At 38.0% G+C, this 17,801-nt stretch carries 13 protein-coding genes; 8 read left to right on the plus strand and 5 right to left on the minus strand.

The features are described from left to right. Nucleotides 1-3 precede the first annotated feature (3 nt). Nucleotides 4-756, minus strand: coding sequence for a class I SAM-dependent methyltransferase (locus L7E55_RS12395; protein WP_277444586.1), 753 nt, complete (start codon nucleotides 754-756; stop codon nucleotides 4-6). Between the two features lie 1,120 nt (nucleotides 757-1,876). On the opposite strand from L7E55_RS12395, the gene L7E55_RS12400 reads away from it, so the two are divergent. The 8 genes from L7E55_RS12400 to L7E55_RS12435 are packed head-to-tail and all read left to right on the plus strand — an operon-like array spanning nucleotide 1,877 to nucleotide 13,042. Next, a complete protein-coding gene (locus L7E55_RS12400) occupies nucleotides 1,877-2,914 on the plus strand; it encodes an N-acetylneuraminate synthase family protein (RefSeq protein ID WP_277444587.1) in 1,038 nt (345 codons plus the stop codon). 36 nt (nucleotides 2,915-2,950) lie between these two features. Further along, entirely contained in the window at nucleotides 2,951-4,753 is a 1,803-nt protein-coding gene (locus L7E55_RS12405) for a cytidylyltransferase domain-containing protein (RefSeq protein WP_277444589.1), read from the plus strand. Nucleotides 4,754-4,771: 18 nt separating this feature from the next. After that, nucleotides 4,772-5,965, plus strand: a complete 1,194-nt coding sequence (locus tag L7E55_RS12410; RefSeq protein WP_277444590.1) for a methyltransferase domain-containing protein — start codon at nucleotides 4,772-4,774, stop codon at nucleotides 5,963-5,965. Continuing rightward, complete coding sequence (locus tag L7E55_RS12415) at nucleotides 5,935-7,128, plus strand: methyltransferase domain-containing protein (RefSeq protein WP_277444591.1); 1,194 nt, start codon at nucleotides 5,935-5,937, stop codon at nucleotides 7,126-7,128. Before L7E55_RS12410 ends, L7E55_RS12415 begins: the two co-directional genes overlap by 31 nt. Then, nucleotides 7,118-8,344 carry an ATP-grasp domain-containing protein gene (locus L7E55_RS12420; RefSeq protein WP_277444592.1) on the plus strand — a complete coding sequence of 409 codons (1,227 nt, stop codon included), beginning with the start codon at nucleotides 7,118-7,120 and terminating at the stop codon, nucleotides 8,342-8,344. Before L7E55_RS12415 ends, L7E55_RS12420 begins: the two co-directional genes overlap by 11 nt. Beyond that, nucleotides 8,328-9,347: an NAD-dependent epimerase/dehydratase family protein gene (locus tag L7E55_RS12425; RefSeq protein ID WP_277444593.1), complete on the plus strand. Its 1,020-nt coding sequence runs from the start codon at nucleotides 8,328-8,330 to the stop codon at nucleotides 9,345-9,347. Before L7E55_RS12420 ends, L7E55_RS12425 begins: the two co-directional genes overlap by 17 nt. Before the next feature lie 12 nt (nucleotides 9,348-9,359). Then, entirely contained in the window at nucleotides 9,360-11,744 is a 2,385-nt protein-coding gene (locus tag L7E55_RS12430; RefSeq protein ID WP_277444599.1) for a hypothetical protein, read from the plus strand. Nucleotides 11,745-11,746: 2 nt separating this feature from the next. After that, a complete protein-coding gene (locus L7E55_RS12435; protein WP_277444594.1) occupies nucleotides 11,747-13,042 on the plus strand; it encodes a UDP-glucose dehydrogenase family protein in 1,296 nt (431 codons plus the stop codon). 4 nt (nucleotides 13,043-13,046) lie between these two features. Here the strand turns inward: L7E55_RS12435 and L7E55_RS12440 are convergent, their stop codons facing one another. From L7E55_RS12440 to pseB, 4 genes are read right to left on the minus strand one after another with little or no spacing between them, the layout of a single operon-like run. Next, nucleotides 13,047-14,471 (minus strand): glycoside hydrolase family protein, encoded by a 1,425-nt coding sequence (locus L7E55_RS12440; protein ID WP_277444595.1) that lies wholly within the window; start codon nucleotides 14,469-14,471, stop codon nucleotides 13,047-13,049. Nucleotides 14,472-14,531: 60 nt separating this feature from the next. Continuing rightward, nucleotides 14,532-14,927 (minus strand): DUF8042 domain-containing protein, encoded by a 396-nt coding sequence (locus L7E55_RS12445; RefSeq protein ID WP_277444596.1) that lies wholly within the window; start codon nucleotides 14,925-14,927, stop codon nucleotides 14,532-14,534. A gap of 42 nt (nucleotides 14,928-14,969) precedes the next feature. Beyond that, nucleotides 14,970-16,271, minus strand: coding sequence for a UDP-4-amino-4,6-dideoxy-N-acetyl-beta-L-altrosamine transaminase (pseC, locus tag L7E55_RS12450; RefSeq protein ID WP_277444597.1), 1,302 nt, complete (start codon nucleotides 16,269-16,271; stop codon nucleotides 14,970-14,972). Next, nucleotides 16,189-17,163: a UDP-N-acetylglucosamine 4,6-dehydratase (inverting) gene (gene pseB / locus L7E55_RS12455; protein WP_277444598.1), complete on the minus strand. Its 975-nt coding sequence runs from the start codon at nucleotides 17,161-17,163 to the stop codon at nucleotides 16,189-16,191. Before pseB ends, pseC begins: the two co-directional genes overlap by 83 nt. Nucleotides 17,164-17,801 lie beyond the last annotated feature (638 nt).

Here is a 17,801-nt window from a genome sequence, read left to right on the forward strand (position 1 = left end):
GTATTACTTCGTCAATAACAGTATGGAATCGGTATACCTTTCATTCTTCTCGATCAGAATATCCTCAATTGTACCGATTTTTTTCGGAAATATATGTTCTTCATTAATGGAAAATAGTAAAAAATTGTAAGGTAAAAAATGAAGCACGTTGACCAATTTAAATTCTTCGAAATATTGAAGGATTTCTTCTTTTCGGAAGGTGCGCATTACACCGGACATTTTAATATCGTCGTGTGAGGAGATTTCGTTTGTAAATGAAACAAATGCAATACCGCCGGGCTTCAGGATCCTGTTAATTTCACCAGCAAGTGTTCTGATTACCCCGTCGACCGGGATGTTAGAAAGGTAATTGAAACAAATAATTACGTCAAAAGTGTCCTCTTCAAAACAGAGCCTATCAAGATCAATTTTGACGAACTCCAGGTGGTTGCTAAACATGTCCTTTGTTCTTTCCAGTGCCTTCGCACTTACATCGGCTAGCGTAATATTCTGGGACTCGGACCCAAGTTTCATAAAAAATGAAGCTAGTTCATGGCTTAATCCAACGATTAGGACTGATTTACTTGATAGTGAGCCAATATTAAATTCAGTCATAACCGTAAACAAAATTCTCTCAACGAATCTCTCTCTGAGGAACCTGTTTTTGTAATAAGTAATGTCATGTTTCTCCTGGTTAAAAAAACCAGTATTTTTGTAATAGTTTAGAAAAATGTTTTCTAGTTTTTTGTTTAACTCTTGTTTTTCATTGAGATTCATGTTAAATTTAACCCTTTCATGATTTTTATTTTTATTTTCTTGTTTTTTAACTGAACGGTAAAGTCGACTTACATTGATACATATACAAAGCTAAACATCATGTGTAGTTGTATATACAATAATAAATTTGATTAATTTTTAAAAATAATTTACTAAAAATATTTATTGTAGTTTTTTGAAAATCATTCAAATCTCAATTCTATACTATAATAATTATATCGTAATTTTATAAATAAAATAAAGAGAGTAGTAAATTATATTTTTTATAAGGATTTCATTATAATAAGTCATAATAATTTAATATAAATTTTGAGAAAGAATCGTTGAAATAAAAAGCTAGTTGCAAAACTCCAAGCCTTTGATTGATCTGACCCTTAAGGCATCAAAAAATTTTACAGAAAAAATGTAGAATAACTATAGTAGTAAAATAATTAAGTCATATTCCTTATTATGGAAAGTTAATTATTTACCACCAATGACATTAACCAGTCTTGTTTTGACAGTGGAAGAGATATATTTGGTTGGTTGTATGTTTATATCCTCTGATCATAATGATGTATATTTCGACATCTTATTCCATTTATCCTGCTATCAGTTAATATTTAGGCAGATGCTAGATCAATGCTTTTTCCTTAAGGTTTATGAATATTTAAATAAAAACGATAGAAATTGTAATTTTTTGTAAAATTGGACTGTTATTCGATTGAAACAGCTTTAGGTGTAAAGGCTGTAAAGGTTCCCAAATATTAGCAAATCTCAGGGCTTTAATATGTTTAATGTTTGCCTTTATTCCATCAAATAAGATTTTTTTGTTTAATGCTATGCAATATAACTCCATCGATTTAGCTTCATGTAAAAATTATTTGATCTAATTATCTTGTAAAATATTAAAGATATATAGGATTTTCGTCGACAATTATTAAAAGAATGACATTCCGGTGGTAAGGGTTTGGTAATGATTAACAATATTCAATAACTCTGATGTGCCTAACCAGCATCTTATAACTCCCGTAAAAAAGCAGGAAATTGCTAGTAATTGTAGAATAATGTTATTAATCAAATAATTGCATGAAGCCTTGTAAATTGTATTATTTACTTTTTATTTTTGGGGAGGAAAAGTATGTCGGATTCACTATTTGCTAAAATAACAGAATCTAATAAAAACTACAAGGTTATGGTTATTGCCGAGATCGGTTCTAACCATGACGGTAGTCTCGAACGAGCAAAGAAATTAATGAAGTGCGCCGCCGATTGCGGTGTTGATGCCGTTAAGTTTCAATCATTTACTGCGGAAGGATTGCTCAATCCTATACAAATTAAAGGCGGTCAACGTTTTGAAAATTCTAGTTATAAAATATTGCAACAATTAGCCACACCAACCAGCTGGTACCCGGAATTGATTGACTATGCTGGAAGGCTTGGCTTGATTTTACTTTCCACTCCCTTTGATAATGAGCAGGCGAAACTGCTTGATACGTTTAATGTGCCAGTTTTTAAAGTCGCTTCCAGTGATATTACAAATTATCCATTTTTATCATACCTTGCTAGATTTAGTAAAACTATATTACTTTCAACAGGTCTAGCTTATATGTCAGAGGTGGCACGTGCTGTAGAGGTTATTAAAAATGCAGGTAATAATAATCTGGTTTTGTTGCACTGTGTATCTTTATATCCCCCTGATTTCAGTGAAGTTAACTTGAAAGCCATGATTACGTTACAGCAGGTCTATCAACTGCCAGTTGGCCTTTCTGACCATACACCAGGGGATGCAGTTCCTTTGGCTGCAGTGGCAATGGGCGCTTGTGTGGTGGAAAAACACTTTACAGACGATAGGAACAGACAAGGACCAGACCATGCTTTTGCAATGGAAATAAATGATTTTGCAAGCATGGTCGTAAAAATCAGGCAACTTGAGCGGGCCATGGGAGACGGCATAAAAAGACCTTGCGAAGCCGAGAAAGGAGAGAGGTATTCTGCTTTTCGCAGCATGCATGCCAGGATAAAAATTAACAAAGGACAAAAAATTAAAGAAGATATGGTTAAAATCGTGCGACCGGTAGATGGAATTGAGGCGGAATTTGCTAGTATGGTTTATGGCAAGAATGCCAAGGAAGACATAGAGCAAAATGAGCCAATTACATGGGACAAGCTTATCTAGTTTATACAAATATATAGATAGTAAAGGTGTGTATACATGGAAAATACATTTAAGGATGTAAGACTCAAGCCCAAGGTAGTTGCTGTAATTTTAGCCCGCTTAACATCCACTAGACTTCCACGAAAAGGCTTGAAGGATATTTGTGGCCGTCCATTATTAGGTCATATAGTTGAAAGGCTGAAAAGGGTAAAAAGTATCGACCAGATAGTCATGGCGACAACTAGTCGAAGCGAGGATATACCTTTAAAGGATTTTTCTGAAAAGGAAGGAATAGGTTTTTTTGCTTATGAAGGTGACCCTGAAGATGTTGTGGACAGGACGAGAGCCGCGGCCGAATTATTCGGGGCAGATATTTTGGTTCAAATTAGTGGAGACTGTCCTTTAGTTCATCCACCGATAACAGAAAAATTGATTTTAGCCTTACTGGAAAGTGGGGCGTCACGTGCTGTTATTTCCCGATTAAATGGGAAAGAAGCAATTCATGAAGGGATTGCGGTCTTTTCCATGGAAGGGTGGGTAAAGGTTGATAAAAATTCTACCAAACCCCACCAAAGAGAAAACCTGGTGGCATGTTTAATGGAGTATCCTGAACTTCTTGAAAAAGTAGAAGTAATGGATGATCCTGTTTTTTATACATATAAGCATCGTATTTCTGTAGACACCCAAGCGGATCTAGAATTTATGCGAGAAATTTACCGTAGATTATATAAAAATGGAGAAGTTGTAGATTTGGCGAAAGTTATTGGACTTTTGAAGAAGGAGCCTAGAATAGCAGAAATAAATTCTTTGGTGCACCAAAAAGGCCTGCTTGATAAGAGTAAACGAGTTCTTTTTCGGGTTGATGCTGGTAATGAGATTGGCATGGGACATATTGTAAGGTGTTTAGCTCTTGCATCTTGTTTAACCGAAGAACATTTTTGTGGTATTGCCTTTATTATTAAAGGAAACCATTGTGAAGCAGAAGAGCTAATTATTGAAAAGGGATTTAAGATGAAAACAATACCAGCAGACGTATCACTAGAAGATGAATTAATGTCAATCATTGAATTTACTAAGGAATATCAAGCAAATGCTATAATTCTTGACTTGAAAGAAAAATTAAATAAAGAATATGTTGTTAAGCTAAAAGAATCAAAGGTTCCTGTAATTTCCATTGATAATTACGGTGAAGGATCCTTTGTTGCAGATGTGGTGATAATACCTGGTATGCATTGGCAACCGGAAGAAGGGAAATATTATCCCGGGGTAGTTTACCATGGATGGGAATATGTAATGCTCAGAAAAGAATTTAATTACGCTTATCCTACACCAGAAAATAAAATACCTAATGTTTTAATTGCCATGGGTGGTGGGGATTCGCAAAATTTGACCGCGATGTCACTAATTAGTTTATTGCCTCTATTGCCTGAAATAAGGATTAATATTATTGTAGGTAGGTTTTATTCTTTCGTTGAAGAGTTAAAAACATTGATTAATAATAACCCTCAAGTAATACTCCATGTTAATATAAAAAATCCTGCTCCAATAATGGCAAGCGCTGATATTGCTCTAACTTCTTTCGGAGTCACTATGTATGAATTAGCTTCTCTTGGTGTACCTGTAATTACTCTCAACCCAACTTTAGAGCATGATTTGTTGGCTGAAAAAATGAAAAAGTATGGGTTTTTAGTTAATCTAGGTTTTTTTAAGGCAGTTGATAAAAAAGACGTTTTTGAAATGGTTTCAAGGCTTATTAATGACAGAAGTGTTCTACCGAAAATGGCTCAAAAAGGAAGAGATTTACTTAGTGGAAATGGTATAAGAAGAATAGCTGGGATCTTAATGAAAAAAATAAATTAATAAAAGGGTGATATTAAAATGAAAATCATAGGAATAATACAAGCACATGCAAAAACTTTTGCAGGAGGACCTGCAATGGTTTTGCAAAAGGTTGAAGAGGAAACGATTATTGAAATGGTGATCAATAGATTAAAAAAAATCAAAAGATTAAATGAAATTGTTATAGCTGTACCTGATGTTAAGGAAAACTTAGTTTTTCAGGAAATTGCTAATAAAAAAAATGTAAAATGCTTTATGGGCAACAAGGATGATGTCTGTATTAGGTTAACTGACTGTGCTGAAAAATATGAAGCTGATGTCATTGTGCATGTAATAGGAAATGAAATTCTGCTTAATCCTGATGTGCTTGAAAATATGATAAAAATATTAGGAACAGTAAATCTAGAGGCAGTTCTTTTATCGCAAAGCCCCTTTCTTGGGGGAGGTTCCGTTATTACTTATAAAGCATTAAAAAAAGCTTGTGATTTAATACATCAACCCGGAGTGGATAATTCCTATATAATTAGGCCGATGGCTTATATTAGGCTTAACACAGATAAGTTTAATTTAAAAATTATAGATCCAGTGCTTCCATCGGAATATGAGATAGAAAAGGCTAAGGAGATTTTACTGAATGTATTGGAAGAAGCTACTGATGTGGATTTAAAGAATGCTGATAAGCGTGATCTTTCAATTTCTAAATATGAATTTGCGATAAAATATCTGTTACCGACTGATACTGTTTTGGATGTGGCTTGCGCATCAGGAGGAGGTACTTATCTCCTTTCAGCTTATTGCGAGAAAGCAATTGGGGTGGACATTTCCGTTAAAGATGTTGAAAAGGCTAATAATAGATATAATAATGATAATTTGCGATTTTACGTTGGGGATGCTACGAACCTTAATTTTTTACAAGATAAAACAATTGATAAAATTACTAGTTTTGATACTATTGAACATATTAAAAATGATTTAGGATATGCTCAAGAATTGGGTAGGGTTTTAAAGGACGGAGGGCTATTGATTATAAGCACTCCTAGAAAGATAGGAGATTATATCATTAACCCTTACCACGTACGTGAATATACAAAAAAAGAATTGTCAGATGTATTGGATAAAGGTGGTTTTACTGTGTATGAATATAATTCTTTATTACAATATACCATCAGTAAAGGTGAAAATAATGAAAGTGAGGGCTTCCTGTGGGTCTGCGGAAAGAAAACAGCGAGATAATTAATGATTATGAATTTGTCAAATGTAATCTATGTGATGCTGATAATTATGAGGTTATTTGGGAAGGTAATGGTTTTAGAAAGTGTTTATGTGGAGAATGTGGTTTGGCGTATCTAAACCCGAGAATGACTGTGGAAAAAGCAAAAAGTTATTATGGTGATTATATACAACCATTTCCTAGTGGTTATCTAACTAGGGAAGATAATAATTTTATTAGAGCTGCAAGAGATCAGTATCACTTTATTCATAGTGCTTTAAATTTACCTGACACAGGAACCATCTTGGAATTAGGTTCGGGGTATGGTTTTTTTTTAAATATGTTTAGAGGTTGGGATGTTATTGGGGTTGAGGCATCATCGCATGCCGCAGACTATGCGATAAATGAATTTGGCCTAAATATTCAAAAGAAAACAATTGAAGAAGCTGAACTACCTAAAAACTACTTTGATGTTGTTGCTATCTTTCATGTTTTGGAACACCTCGGGAACCCAATCCAGACACTCTCTAATATTTATAACTTGCTAAAAAAGGACGGAGTATTGTTTTTGGAAGTACCTAATGTTTATAACCCTGTGTTTTCTTTAACTGAATTTATTTTTCACGTTTATCAGCATATGTATGATTTTTCTCCCGTTACCTTAAATTCTATGCTGAGTAAAGTTGGTTTTGAGAAAATATATATGGCAGATCATCCCTTATTAATGTATCATCCTAGTAATCTAAGAGTAATTGCCAGAAAGATCAATCATGAGGTTAAGAAACAGGATAATGACCGTGAGAATGTTAAGGTCGCTCTATTAAAGTTTTATAACTGGGTTGAATCTATAAAATCTTATATTAATAATTTAATTGATAACTGGATAAGTATGGGTAAGAAAGTTTTGATTTACGGTGCAGGGATCCATACTCAGGCTCTTATTGAATTGATTGACTTTAAAAATTGCAATATGTTAGGTATTGTCGATGATAACGTGTCAAAAGTCGGAAGCAAAGTCGGTAAATGGAAAGTGTATGCTATTGATGATATTAATAAATTGAATCCTGATATTATATTAATATCTTCTTATGCATTTGAAAATGAGATATATGATAAGTTAAATAAACTAAAAAGAAAAGATGTGGATATAGTAAAAATATATGGAGGATTGGAAAATGACAGCTGATAATAAGAAAACCATAATTGTGATAGGAGCAGGGTTGTTATCCATTAAGAATATTGAGACTGCCAAAAAGATGGGATATAAAGTTATCGTAACTGATATGAATCCAAATGCTATTGGCTTTAAATATGCTGATATACCTATTTTATTAAGTACAAGAGATATTGACGGTCATGTAAGGGAGGCAAAAGAATTAAGTAATAATCATAATATTGTTGGTGTTTTCACGGCCGGTGCAGATGTTGAGGTTACAGTGGCTCATACTGCAAGAGCTTTGGGACTTATTGGTGTATCCCCTGAAGTTGCTAATAAGTGCAATGATAAATTATTAATGAGGCAAGAATTAGCTAAAGCAAATGTACCTGGACCAAAATTTGCTAAAGTGAATGATAAAAAGGATGCTCTTAGATTTATTAAGGAAGTGGGTTACCCTGTAATTATTAAGCCACTTGATAATTGCGGTTCAAGAGGCGTGAGGGTTATTAGTAACGATACCGAATTGGATTCTTCTATTGAGTTTTCAAAAGAGCTTGGTGTCTGTGAAAAAGAAAGTCTACTTATTGAAGAGTTTCTGGAAGGGCCAACGCAAACGGTTGAAATGCTTGTTTGTGATGGGAAGTACCATTTATGTAGCATAATAGATACCTTTCATGATTATTTTCCTTATAGAGTTGAAGTGGCTCATGTGAATCCCACTATATTATCTAAAGATCTTCAGAATGAATTATTTATGTTGGCAAGAAGAGCTTCCGAAGTGATCGGAATAGATGTTGGTGCAGCAAAGGTTGATACAATTATTTCCGGCAAGGAAGGACCTGTAGTCATGGAGATGACCTCACGGTTAAGTGGTGGTTTTCATTGCCAATATACTACACCTTTGGCGCATGGTACTAATAATATTAAAGCAGCTATTGATATTGCCGTTGGAAATCCAATTAAATATGCTGATATCGTTCCCAGCAAAAACAGGCATGCTCGTTGTCAAGCACTTTTCCCTCAGCCAGGAAAAGTGGTGTCAATTAACGGGGTAGAGAAAGCGAAAATGGTACCAGGGGTAGAAGAGATATTTGTTTTAGTAAATGAAGGTGATTTAGTGCCGGAATATAGGAGTTCAGCCGATAGAGTATGTTTTGTTATCACAAGCGGAGCTTCATATGAGGAAGCGTTAAGAGTTGCCAAACAAGCAAAGAGCCTGATTAATATTGAAACCATCCGTTAAGCAATTTGGGTTTCGAATATTACTGGTAAAACAGCTTAACTTAGAGAGCGGTGGATATATGAATATTATTGTCACTGGTAGTGCCGGTTTTATAGGATCACAGTTGACAGAAAAATTTTTAGTTGATGGCCACAAAGTAACAGGTATCGATGCTTTTCGCGATTATTATCCGAAGAAAATTAAATTAAAAAATTTACGTAAGTCTACGACCTATCCTTTGTTTACCTTTATAGAAAAAGATTTGACAATGATTCCAAATCCAGAATTAATAGATTTATTAACCTCGGCGGATGTAGTTGTTCATCTGGCTGCCCAAGCTGGTGTTCGGGCTAGTTGGGGAGCGAATTTTGATATCTATCTGCGGGATAACATTTTAGCTACACAAAAGCTATTGGAGGCGGCTAAGGGCTGTAATTTGAAGAAGTTTATTTATGCATCTTCTTCCTCAATATATGGAAATATTAATACTTTTCCTGTTTCTGAGGATACACTTCCCAACCCATTTTCCCCATATGGTGTGACTAAGCTGGCAGGAGAAAAGATGTGCCTGTTGTATTGGCTGAATTATGGGGTTCCTGTGGTTTGCCTTCGTTATTTTACCGTCTATGGACCCCGACAGCGCCCTGATATGGGTATTTATAAATTTATCAAATCGCTATTGAATGATAATCAGATTATAGTTTATGGTGACGGTAATCAAACTAGGGACTTCACCTACGTAGACGATATTTTACAGGCTAATTATTTGGCTATACAAGGTTTATCTGGGAATATTTATAATATAGGCGGTTCTCAGCAAGTAACTGTTAATGAGCTAATTTTCCTTCTTGAGAGATTTATTGGAAAGAGAGCAAAAATAAAATATACTGAGAAGCAGAAAGGTGACGTTAATAGCACATCAGCGGATATTACAAAAGCAAGGCAGGAATTGGGTTATAAACCCTTAACCGATATTGAAAAGGGCCTTAACGCTCAAATAAGGTGGATGCAAGAGGGTGTTTAAAGATTGCTTTATATGTATGGTATTTTCCATGGTAATCTCCAGTTTTCCAGCATTCCGGAGGATCAATATCCGGTTCTCTTAGATAAATGTTACTGGCCCCTACTGGACTTGGCAAGAGAGTTTGGTTGGCCATTGGGCTTTGAATTTCCTGCATGGTCATTGGAAGTATTAAATAAAATTGACGCTTCTTTTGTTAAAGAATTGTCGCAGGGATGGAAGGACGGCCTATGGGAAATAATTGGCTCGGGTTATTCGCAAGTTATTATGCCTTTAACACCTGCGCGCTTGAATTTAGAAAATCTGGAATGGGGACAAAGAATATATGAGAGTTTACTGGGTAAGCACCCTAAAGTTGCTTATGTAAATGAACAGGTTATTTCACGTGGTCTAACTGAGCTTTACGGGCAAGCAGGTTACCGCTACTTGTTTTTAGATTGGGATAACACTGTTGCTGCTGCTCAATTATCTAATGATTTGAGGTATAAGCCACAGTGGTTGAAAGGCGCGAAAATTAAACGAGTTGGTATCATATGGAACAGTTTTATCTCTTTTCAACGTTTTCAGCGATATATTCACGGTGAGATTAATCTTAAAGGATATATTGATTTCTTGTTATCTCATTATCATCCTGCCAATGACCGGGCTATATCTTTTTACGGTTCGGACTGGGAAATATTTGATTATCGCCCCGGTAGTATTGATGCTTATTTGCCTGTTACGTCCAATCAGAAAGAGGTTTCACGTCTTAAGGAACTCTTACATGTTTTAAATGATGATCATCGTTTTGCTTTAATTTCTCCCTCAAATGTAGCGGAAGTTTTGACCCCGGAAGGAGAAGTTGACGTATGTTCTTCTAGCTATCCCATACCCTGCAAAAAACAGGCAAAATATAATGTGGTTCGTTGGGCAGTTTGTGGGCGGGAAAATTCCAAAAAAAATACTCTTATGTACAGGACTTTTAAATTGCTTCAGGACGTTGAATCCATGCAGAAAGCAATTTTACCTTCTACGGACAAGGCGGTATATGATGTTTCTTCAGGCTGGAAAGAGCTTTCTTATTTTTGGGGAAGTGATTTCAGAACTTTTACGACCGAAGAAAAAAATAATATTTTCAATTTGGGTTTGGGACATTTGTATGGCGAATTGACAGAAGCAAGAAGTAAGCTTATTTCTTCTTTGAATATAAATAAAGAAATATTAAACAATGAGGAAGATGGTTTTAAAAAGAGTGTTATTAATTCAAATAATAGACAAGCAGATAAATATACTGTAATGATTTACAACCCACATTCATTTGAATGGGCTGGTTATCCGTTTGAATTTGATGTTTCTTTCGCGCCAGGGCAATTTTGGGGTCCGTTAACACTGGAAACTGGCGAAGGATGCATAAATACTCAAAATGAAGCCTTGGCATTTTATAGAGATGGTAGTTTGCGAAAAGTTCGGCTTGTAATAACTCCTTATTTACACCCGGGACAACTAATCAGGCCCCAAATAGTACCTAAGCAAAATAATTCGGATAAGATTAGGCCGTCGAACTGGTTGCCTTGCTATAAATTAAAAACCAGTGAAGTAGATATTTCGTTTTTGCCCCGGAGAGGGGGAGCAATAGGTAGCCTATATTTCCCTGGAATAGCTCAAAATAGGTTGGCGGGCACGATATCACATGATTTTTACAACCACATGGAACTATCCACTGACCAGTATACCGGTCACTGTATTATCTTTGACAAAAAGTATGGTAAAATAACTGATTTAGGTCTTGTAGAACCCGTGATGCCAGATAATCCCGAAGATTATCCAATCCGTGTACCAGTTATGATACGGTTAAGTATGCCTCTTGGTGAGTTGTGGAAGCAGTATTTCGTTTATAGGAATATTCCCCGTGTTGATTTGCGATATCATTTCAGGTTTAACAACATAAATCCTGAATTAATCCGGTTAGGGATAATTACATTTGATCCTTGCTCTTATAACAGGCGAAAGCTTTATCTAGCATCTGTAAATGGTGGTCAGGAAATAGAAGTGTTTCCTTTGTCTGGGGCAAACCTCTCTCAGTCAAATTCCGTTGATCCCAGGGTTTCTGCTGGGCACTGCCTTGGTGCTACAGAAGGGTGGTTGGCGGTAGGTGATGATGAGAAAGGGGTGGCAGTAATTACAAATAAATCTGTTCTATATTCTGTCCCTTTAGTGGATTACCGGGAAATTAATGATCTATTTTACCTTAGAGTTTATAATTCGATTTGTGAAACCGATGAAACCAGTGGTCACTTCTGGCGGGGGCATAATATTTACGATATTTCCTATATAGGATATGAAAATGATCTTGAACAGATAAGAAGATTTAGTAATGCAATTAATAATGGATTAATCTGTTGTCAACAGGAGGAAGTCTAATTATGGATAGTATTGCAATATTGGGTGGTATGGGTTATGTAGGATTGGTTACTGCAGTTGGATTAGCTGACCTTGGGTATAAGGTTATATCTGCTGATATAAGTGAAGAAAAAGTCTTTTTAGCAAAACAGGGGAAATTTCTAATTTATGAGGATGGTTTGGAGGAACTATTTCAAAAAAACAAGGAACGCATTGACTTTACCACAGATATTGGTCTGGCTGTGCTCGACAGTAGTATTATATTTATCGCCGTTGGTACACCCCCTAGAAATGATGGCGAGGCAGACTTGGGGCAAATTATAGAAGTAGCAGAGATAATCGCCCAAAAATTAAACGAGTATAAAATAATTGTAGTAAAAAGTACTGTTCCTATTGGTACTTTTGAACTGGTGCAAGATATTTTAAAAGGGTACGGGAAAGTAGAAGGCAAGGATTATGACCTGGTTTTTAATCCAGAGTTCCTGCGCGAAGGGGCGGCTGTCCATGATTTTCTTCACCCTCAACGCACGGTTATTGGAAGCAGCAACCAGTTAGCTGCCCGCAGGATTGGCGAGCTTTTTAATACTTTTCAGTCACCGTTAATTTATACAACAATAATAAATGCACAAATGATTAAATATGGGGCGAACGCTTTTTTAGCATCCCGTGTGTCTTTTGTTAACGAACTAGCTTCCATTTGTGAGCGTGTAGGAGCTGACATTACTGTTGTTGCTGATGTTATGGGGATGGACGAGAGGATTGGAAGAGGTTACCTGCAGGCAGGAATTGGTTTTGGTGGACCTTGTTTGGGTAAAGATCTACAGGCACTCGTTAAAATGGCTGAGTTGTTTGATTATGATTCACGTTTATTGAAGGGCGTATTGGAAAAAAATATTCAACAGAGGAAAAGTATTGTTAGAAAGATAAAGAGAGCATTGAATAACACCCTTTTCCACAAAAAGGTCGGCGTTCTTGGACTTGCTTTTAAACCAGATACAGGTGACGTTAGAATGTCTCCTGCAATAGATATAGTCAAAGAGTTAATTAATTCGGGAGCAGATGTTATAGCCTATGATCCTCAGGGGAATAAAGAGGCTGGTGAATTGATTAAGGAACTGAAGTTAAGCGAAGACCCCTATGAAATTGCAAGAGGAGCAGATGCGCTAGCTATACTTACCGGATGGAGAGATTTTGAAAACTTGGACTGGTTAAAGATTATTAACAATATGAGTGGTAATGTTTTGGTTGACGCCGTAAATTTATTGAGTCCTGAAATAATCAATGAAGTTGGTTTTAATTATATTGGGGTGGGAAGGTAAATTGCTATCTTTGTATTTTAAGTTCACCGGTTCTCAATGCATAAATATCTGCATCCTTAAGGAAAAACCTGAACCTAACAATCTGACCATTTAGGGATGCGATGTTGCTACCCGTTTGCCATTCAACTGGTGAATCCAACTCGTTTCCATAAAGGGGAAGCATGTCATCAAGTGTATAACCTGGAAGCGGTTTTCCTTTTTGGTCCTGAATTTCAACCTTAACAAATCCTACTGCGGATGTGGAGTAGTTAAGAATAAGATGTTTGCCATTAAACGTAAGGGGGCGAGTGGTAAATTCGCCGCCGTTATAATCAGCATGCATTGAAGAGAAGCCGTGGCGTCGTATCGTCATCCTGCGCAAGCGGTTAGTAGGCCAACAATAGTTCTCACTGATATAAAATGAGAATTCATTTGGGTCAACCTGAATAATACCCCAGGCTGGCATATTGCTTCGATGTGTCCAATCCTTTTTATCCAGGTCGGGGCGAATCCATCCTTCTGCGAAGCGGTTCCATAAAGCTCCGTCGCGGCTGCTCATGAAAACCGCATCAGATACTCCATTTTCGCTGCATTCAATAACTTTTTTTCTTTCTGGAACGAATCTCTTTGGAAATGAGAGATAAATGTGTTCTGCTCCTGGACAGGGGATTGTTGCATTTGTATATAAGTGTTCTATGGGATAACCGGGAGGATAGCGATTCGGTTGCGGGTCGCTCCAATTAATAAAATCCTTGGAAGTACTCCATTGAATGATCCGATAGCCTTCCACGTCAAAATTACGGGAATACAGACGGTAACATTGTTCAGAACTATCATAGAAAGCAACATTAAGTGAGTCAAAAGCACCTTTTGTCCTAATGGGATTTTCTCGTATTCTTGTCCAATTAATCCCGTCTGGTGATTTAAAGGCATGCAACTGGCATTCAAATTGCCCATTTATTTTCGGCCAACGTGCGCCTATCGCTTTATAACGTTCGTTCTCTTTGGTGTTTGGATTGATGTCCAAGAAAGGTGCAAAATTGTGGGACTCATATCCCATGAAGATGATGTTGTTGTTCTTTGAACCTTTGAACTCGTATAATCCTATGTTAGGACGATTGAAATGGATACCATCTGTACTTTCCGCATAGCATGTAACCTGATTCTCGCTTGTATCCGAAATGGCAAATCCTCTATAGTAAAGCCGAATTATTGAACCGTCCTTGAAAACAGTATAATAAGCACTAGCCGGTCCTTCCCATGGTTTATTGGTTTCCAACACAATTTCACGCTTTATGGGTGAGTGCAGCCTGATATTAACCCCTCTGCTGCTATTTTCAATTAAATAGTCATCTAAAAACATCTCAAGTCGTGAACCAATATTAACAATTGTTTTCGAATGAATATTATGCGTGTATAGCTTAATATTTTCTGAACCTTGATTACTCATGGTTAACACCTCTTTAATTTGCTATTTCCTGCGAGGATCATTTCTTATCACTTCTCTAACTTATTGTAAATATTCAGTCCTCTGCTTTAAATTAGATATTTTTTCATAGAATATTTTGATAAATGGAATTATTTCATCTTCCAGGGTTTTACTTAAAGCGCTAGCATCTCTTTTTTCAATTAATGGAAGCATGCTGTTAAGTGCGTTTATATAACGCTGCCAATTTGTTGTTATGTTGTTTGTGTCTTCTTCCTGCGGAAGTAATACAGGTAATCCCTGTACCACTTCATTGAACCACATCAATCCTTCATTGGCATCGTGCAGTATCGCGTAGCCTTCCAAACACTCGTTGTTCTTGAAATGGACTGATGCTCTATATAAACCGTCCAATAGACGCGGCAAATACTCCATGGCCGATTCAAATATCTCCGTTGAAAGTTCTTTTATGTTTTTCATTCCAAATTCCACCTTTAATTTAATTTTTATTTGTCAGATTTGTTATGATGAATGGTGAATATTTTCTACGTCTGAGCTTAATAAACGTTCATACAGTGAGTTAACTTCCTCCATTACAACCTTGATTACCCGCTTCACGTCAGTATTGCCCATTGCCGGGTATAGTGGGATACTGATAGCTCGTCGGTAGTAGTCTTCTACGTTCGGGCAAAGACCTGCTGGATAACCTAAGTCGCGGTAGTACGGATGGCGGTAGACCGGGAGGTAATGTACCTGGGTGCCGATACTATTCTTATAAAGCCTATCGATTAACTCCCCGCGCGGTGGGTTGTCACCGGCCAAGCGAAGTACGTATAAGTGCCAGGCCGGTTCTACACCGGGTACTACCGGTGGGGTGAGCAGATGCGGGCAGTTTTCAAAGGCTTCATTGTAACGAGCTGCGATCTCGCGCCGACGTGCGAGGAAGCGTGTCAGCTTTTTTAGCTGGCTTAACCCTAACGCGCACTGGATGTCCGTGATCCGGTAATTATAACCTAATTGCTGCATCTCATAATACCATGGGCCGTGGTTTTCCATTAGGAGGGAGGGCTCACGAACCATGCCATGCGAGCGGAATGCCAGAAGCTTATCGTAGTATCTCCGGTTGTTGGTAGTTACTGCTCCGCCTTCGCCGCAAGTAATGTGCTTTACCGGATGGAAGGAGAAGACAGTCATGTCTGCCCGGGATCCAACTGGCTTACCATTGAAGTTGGCTCCCAATGCGTGAGCAGCATCTTCCACTACGATTATGCCATAGCCGCGGGCGATCTCCATAATCTCCTCAACCGGTGCCGGCAAGCCGGTCATATCCACCGGTGCGATTACCTTTGTTCGACTTGTAATGGCTTCTTCTATCAAAGCTTGATTGATGTTAAAAGAACCGGGCGCTATATCGATAAAAACCGGTCGCGCGCCTAAATAGAGGGCGGCGTTGGCCGTGGCGGCAAAAGTTAGAGGTGTAGTAATTACTTCATCACCGTGCTTAACACCGGCGGCAAAATAAGCGGCATGAAGCGCCGCTGTCCCGGAGGAAAACACTACAGCATACTTTGCGCGTGTTGTGTCGGCAAGCGCCTGCTCGAAGCTGGCAACCTGCGGGCCTGTGGTTAGCCAGTCAGATCGCAAAACTGCTGTTACAGCGGCTATATCATCTTCGTCAACCTGTTGTTTAGCGTAAGGTATAAAGTTGGCCATTAACGGGTGAATCCCCTGTTTGACAATTTTATTCGCCGACCATTTGACGTAGTTCTTCTGGTGAAAGCCAGCAAGTATTGGTGCCGCTGGAGTAAACGAAGCCTTCTTCAAGAGGAAGTCCGCCGTTAACTTTTTCCCTGCTCCACCAGGGGAATTCCGGCATGATAATGAAATGGTCGTTGAACTCCAGGGTGTGCCTGGCGTCGTCCTCTGTGATCATTACTTCATGTATTTTTTCACCCGGCCGTATGCCGGTGAACTCCTGTTGGCAATCGCGCGCTATGGCTTCAGCCAGGTCAGTGATACGCATGCTGGGTAGTTTTGGTACGAAGATCTCCCCGCCGTGCATCCGGCCAAGTGAAGCGATCACGAAATTCACTCCTTGATCTAGCGTTATCCAGAAGCGAGTCATGCGCGGGTCGGTTATGGGCAGCCTGCCGGTGTGGCGGATGGACTTGAAGAAGGGGATGACGCTCCCCCGGCTGCCCACCACGTTGCCGTAACGCACCACGGCGAATTTTGTGTTCTTGCCTGCGGCATACGAATTGCCGGAAACGAAAAGCTTATCTGAGCAGAGCTTGGTGGCACCGTAGAGGTTGACCGGGTTGGCCGCTTTATCGGTGCTGAGGGCAATTACCCGCCACACGCCACAATCGATGGCGGCGTCAATGATGTTTTGGGCGCCCAATACATTTGTCTTGATTGCCTCAAAGGGATTGTACTCAGCAACAGGAATTTGTTTTAAAGCGGCTGCGTGTACCACTATATCAACACCGTCAAAGGCGCGGTAGAGGCGGTCCTTGTCCCGTACGTCGCCGATAAAAAAACGCAGGTCGGGGTGATTGTTAAATTGATGGGCCATCTCAAATTGCTTTAATTCATCCCTGCTGAACACTATAATTTTTTGGGGATTATGCTCGCGCAAGGCAATTTCTACAAATTTCTTGCCAAATGAGCCGGTGCCGCCGGTTATGAGGATAGTCTTACTGTCGATTACACTCATATCATACCTCTTGTTTGTGTTGTTTAGTTTTCATATTAAAAATATTCAACACAAAATGACAATTTCCTTGCGAATTATGTCCACGAATGGATATTTTTTCATATGACTTATTGCTCAGTATAAAACGCTTTACTAACAATAGTTCGGTTTGAATATCTATGACCTTAATTGACAATTTGGGATAAGTCCTAAGAAAAATAGTACCTTGGTCCTATTTGCTACAAAATAGATGAGGGATAAAATTAGGTAAATTTACCTAAAAGAAGCGAACAATGTTGAAAAAGGAAATATGTTGGGGTTATTAACAGGTAGCATGTGCCTGGTCTTAGTAATGGCATATTTTGTCGCAGGGATAGCGGGAAAAAGAAGGCTAGGTGTTTAGGTCTTTTATTGTTTGATTATTAAATTTTTATTCATGTATAATTTTTAGCATTAAGTGGTTTTTTATAGAATTTTGTGTAAAAAAATTTAAAATAATTGGTATTATTTTGTCCTTTTTAGAAGGATAAACTGCGTATTCCGGTTTATCCGGACAGCGAATCCGGGAACATCCGGACACCGTTCCGGAAACATCCGGACAGTGATTCCGGAGGCATCCGGACACCGCTTGTCGGTTGTTTGATTTTACAGTAATGCAT

The organism is Pelotomaculum isophthalicicum JI (assembly GCF_029478095.1).
GTDB lineage: Bacteria > Bacillota > Desulfotomaculia > Desulfotomaculales > Pelotomaculaceae > Pelotomaculum_D > Pelotomaculum_D isophthalicicum.

Bases quoted from the DNA above. Each gene is read 5' to 3' on its own strand.
- L7E55_RS12445 (WP_277444596.1), bottom strand. From the start codon at position 14,927: ATGAAAAACATAAAAGAACTTTCAACGGAGATATTTGAATCGGCCATG.
- L7E55_RS12435 (WP_277444594.1), top strand. From the start codon at position 11,747: ATGGATAGTATTGCAATATTGGGTGGTATGGGTTATGTAGGATTGGTT.
- pseB (WP_277444598.1), bottom strand. From the start codon at position 17,163: ATGAGTGTAATCGACAGTAAGACTATCCTCATAACCGGCGGCACCGGC.
- L7E55_RS12395 (WP_277444586.1), bottom strand. From the start codon at position 756: ATGAATCTCAATGAAAAACAAGAGTTAAACAAAAAACTAGAAAACATT.
- L7E55_RS12405 (WP_277444589.1), top strand. From the start codon at position 2,951: ATGGAAAATACATTTAAGGATGTAAGACTCAAGCCCAAGGTAGTTGCT.
- L7E55_RS12420 (WP_277444592.1), top strand. From the start codon at position 7,118: ATGACAGCTGATAATAAGAAAACCATAATTGTGATAGGAGCAGGGTTG.
- L7E55_RS12400 (WP_277444587.1), top strand. From the start codon at position 1,877: ATGTCGGATTCACTATTTGCTAAAATAACAGAATCTAATAAAAACTAC.
- L7E55_RS12440 (WP_277444595.1), bottom strand. From the start codon at position 14,471: ATGAGTAATCAAGGTTCAGAAAATATTAAGCTATACACGCATAATATT.
- L7E55_RS12430 (WP_277444599.1), top strand. From the start codon at position 9,360: ATGTATGGTATTTTCCATGGTAATCTCCAGTTTTCCAGCATTCCGGAG.
- L7E55_RS12410 (WP_277444590.1), top strand. From the start codon at position 4,772: ATGAAAATCATAGGAATAATACAAGCACATGCAAAAACTTTTGCAGGA.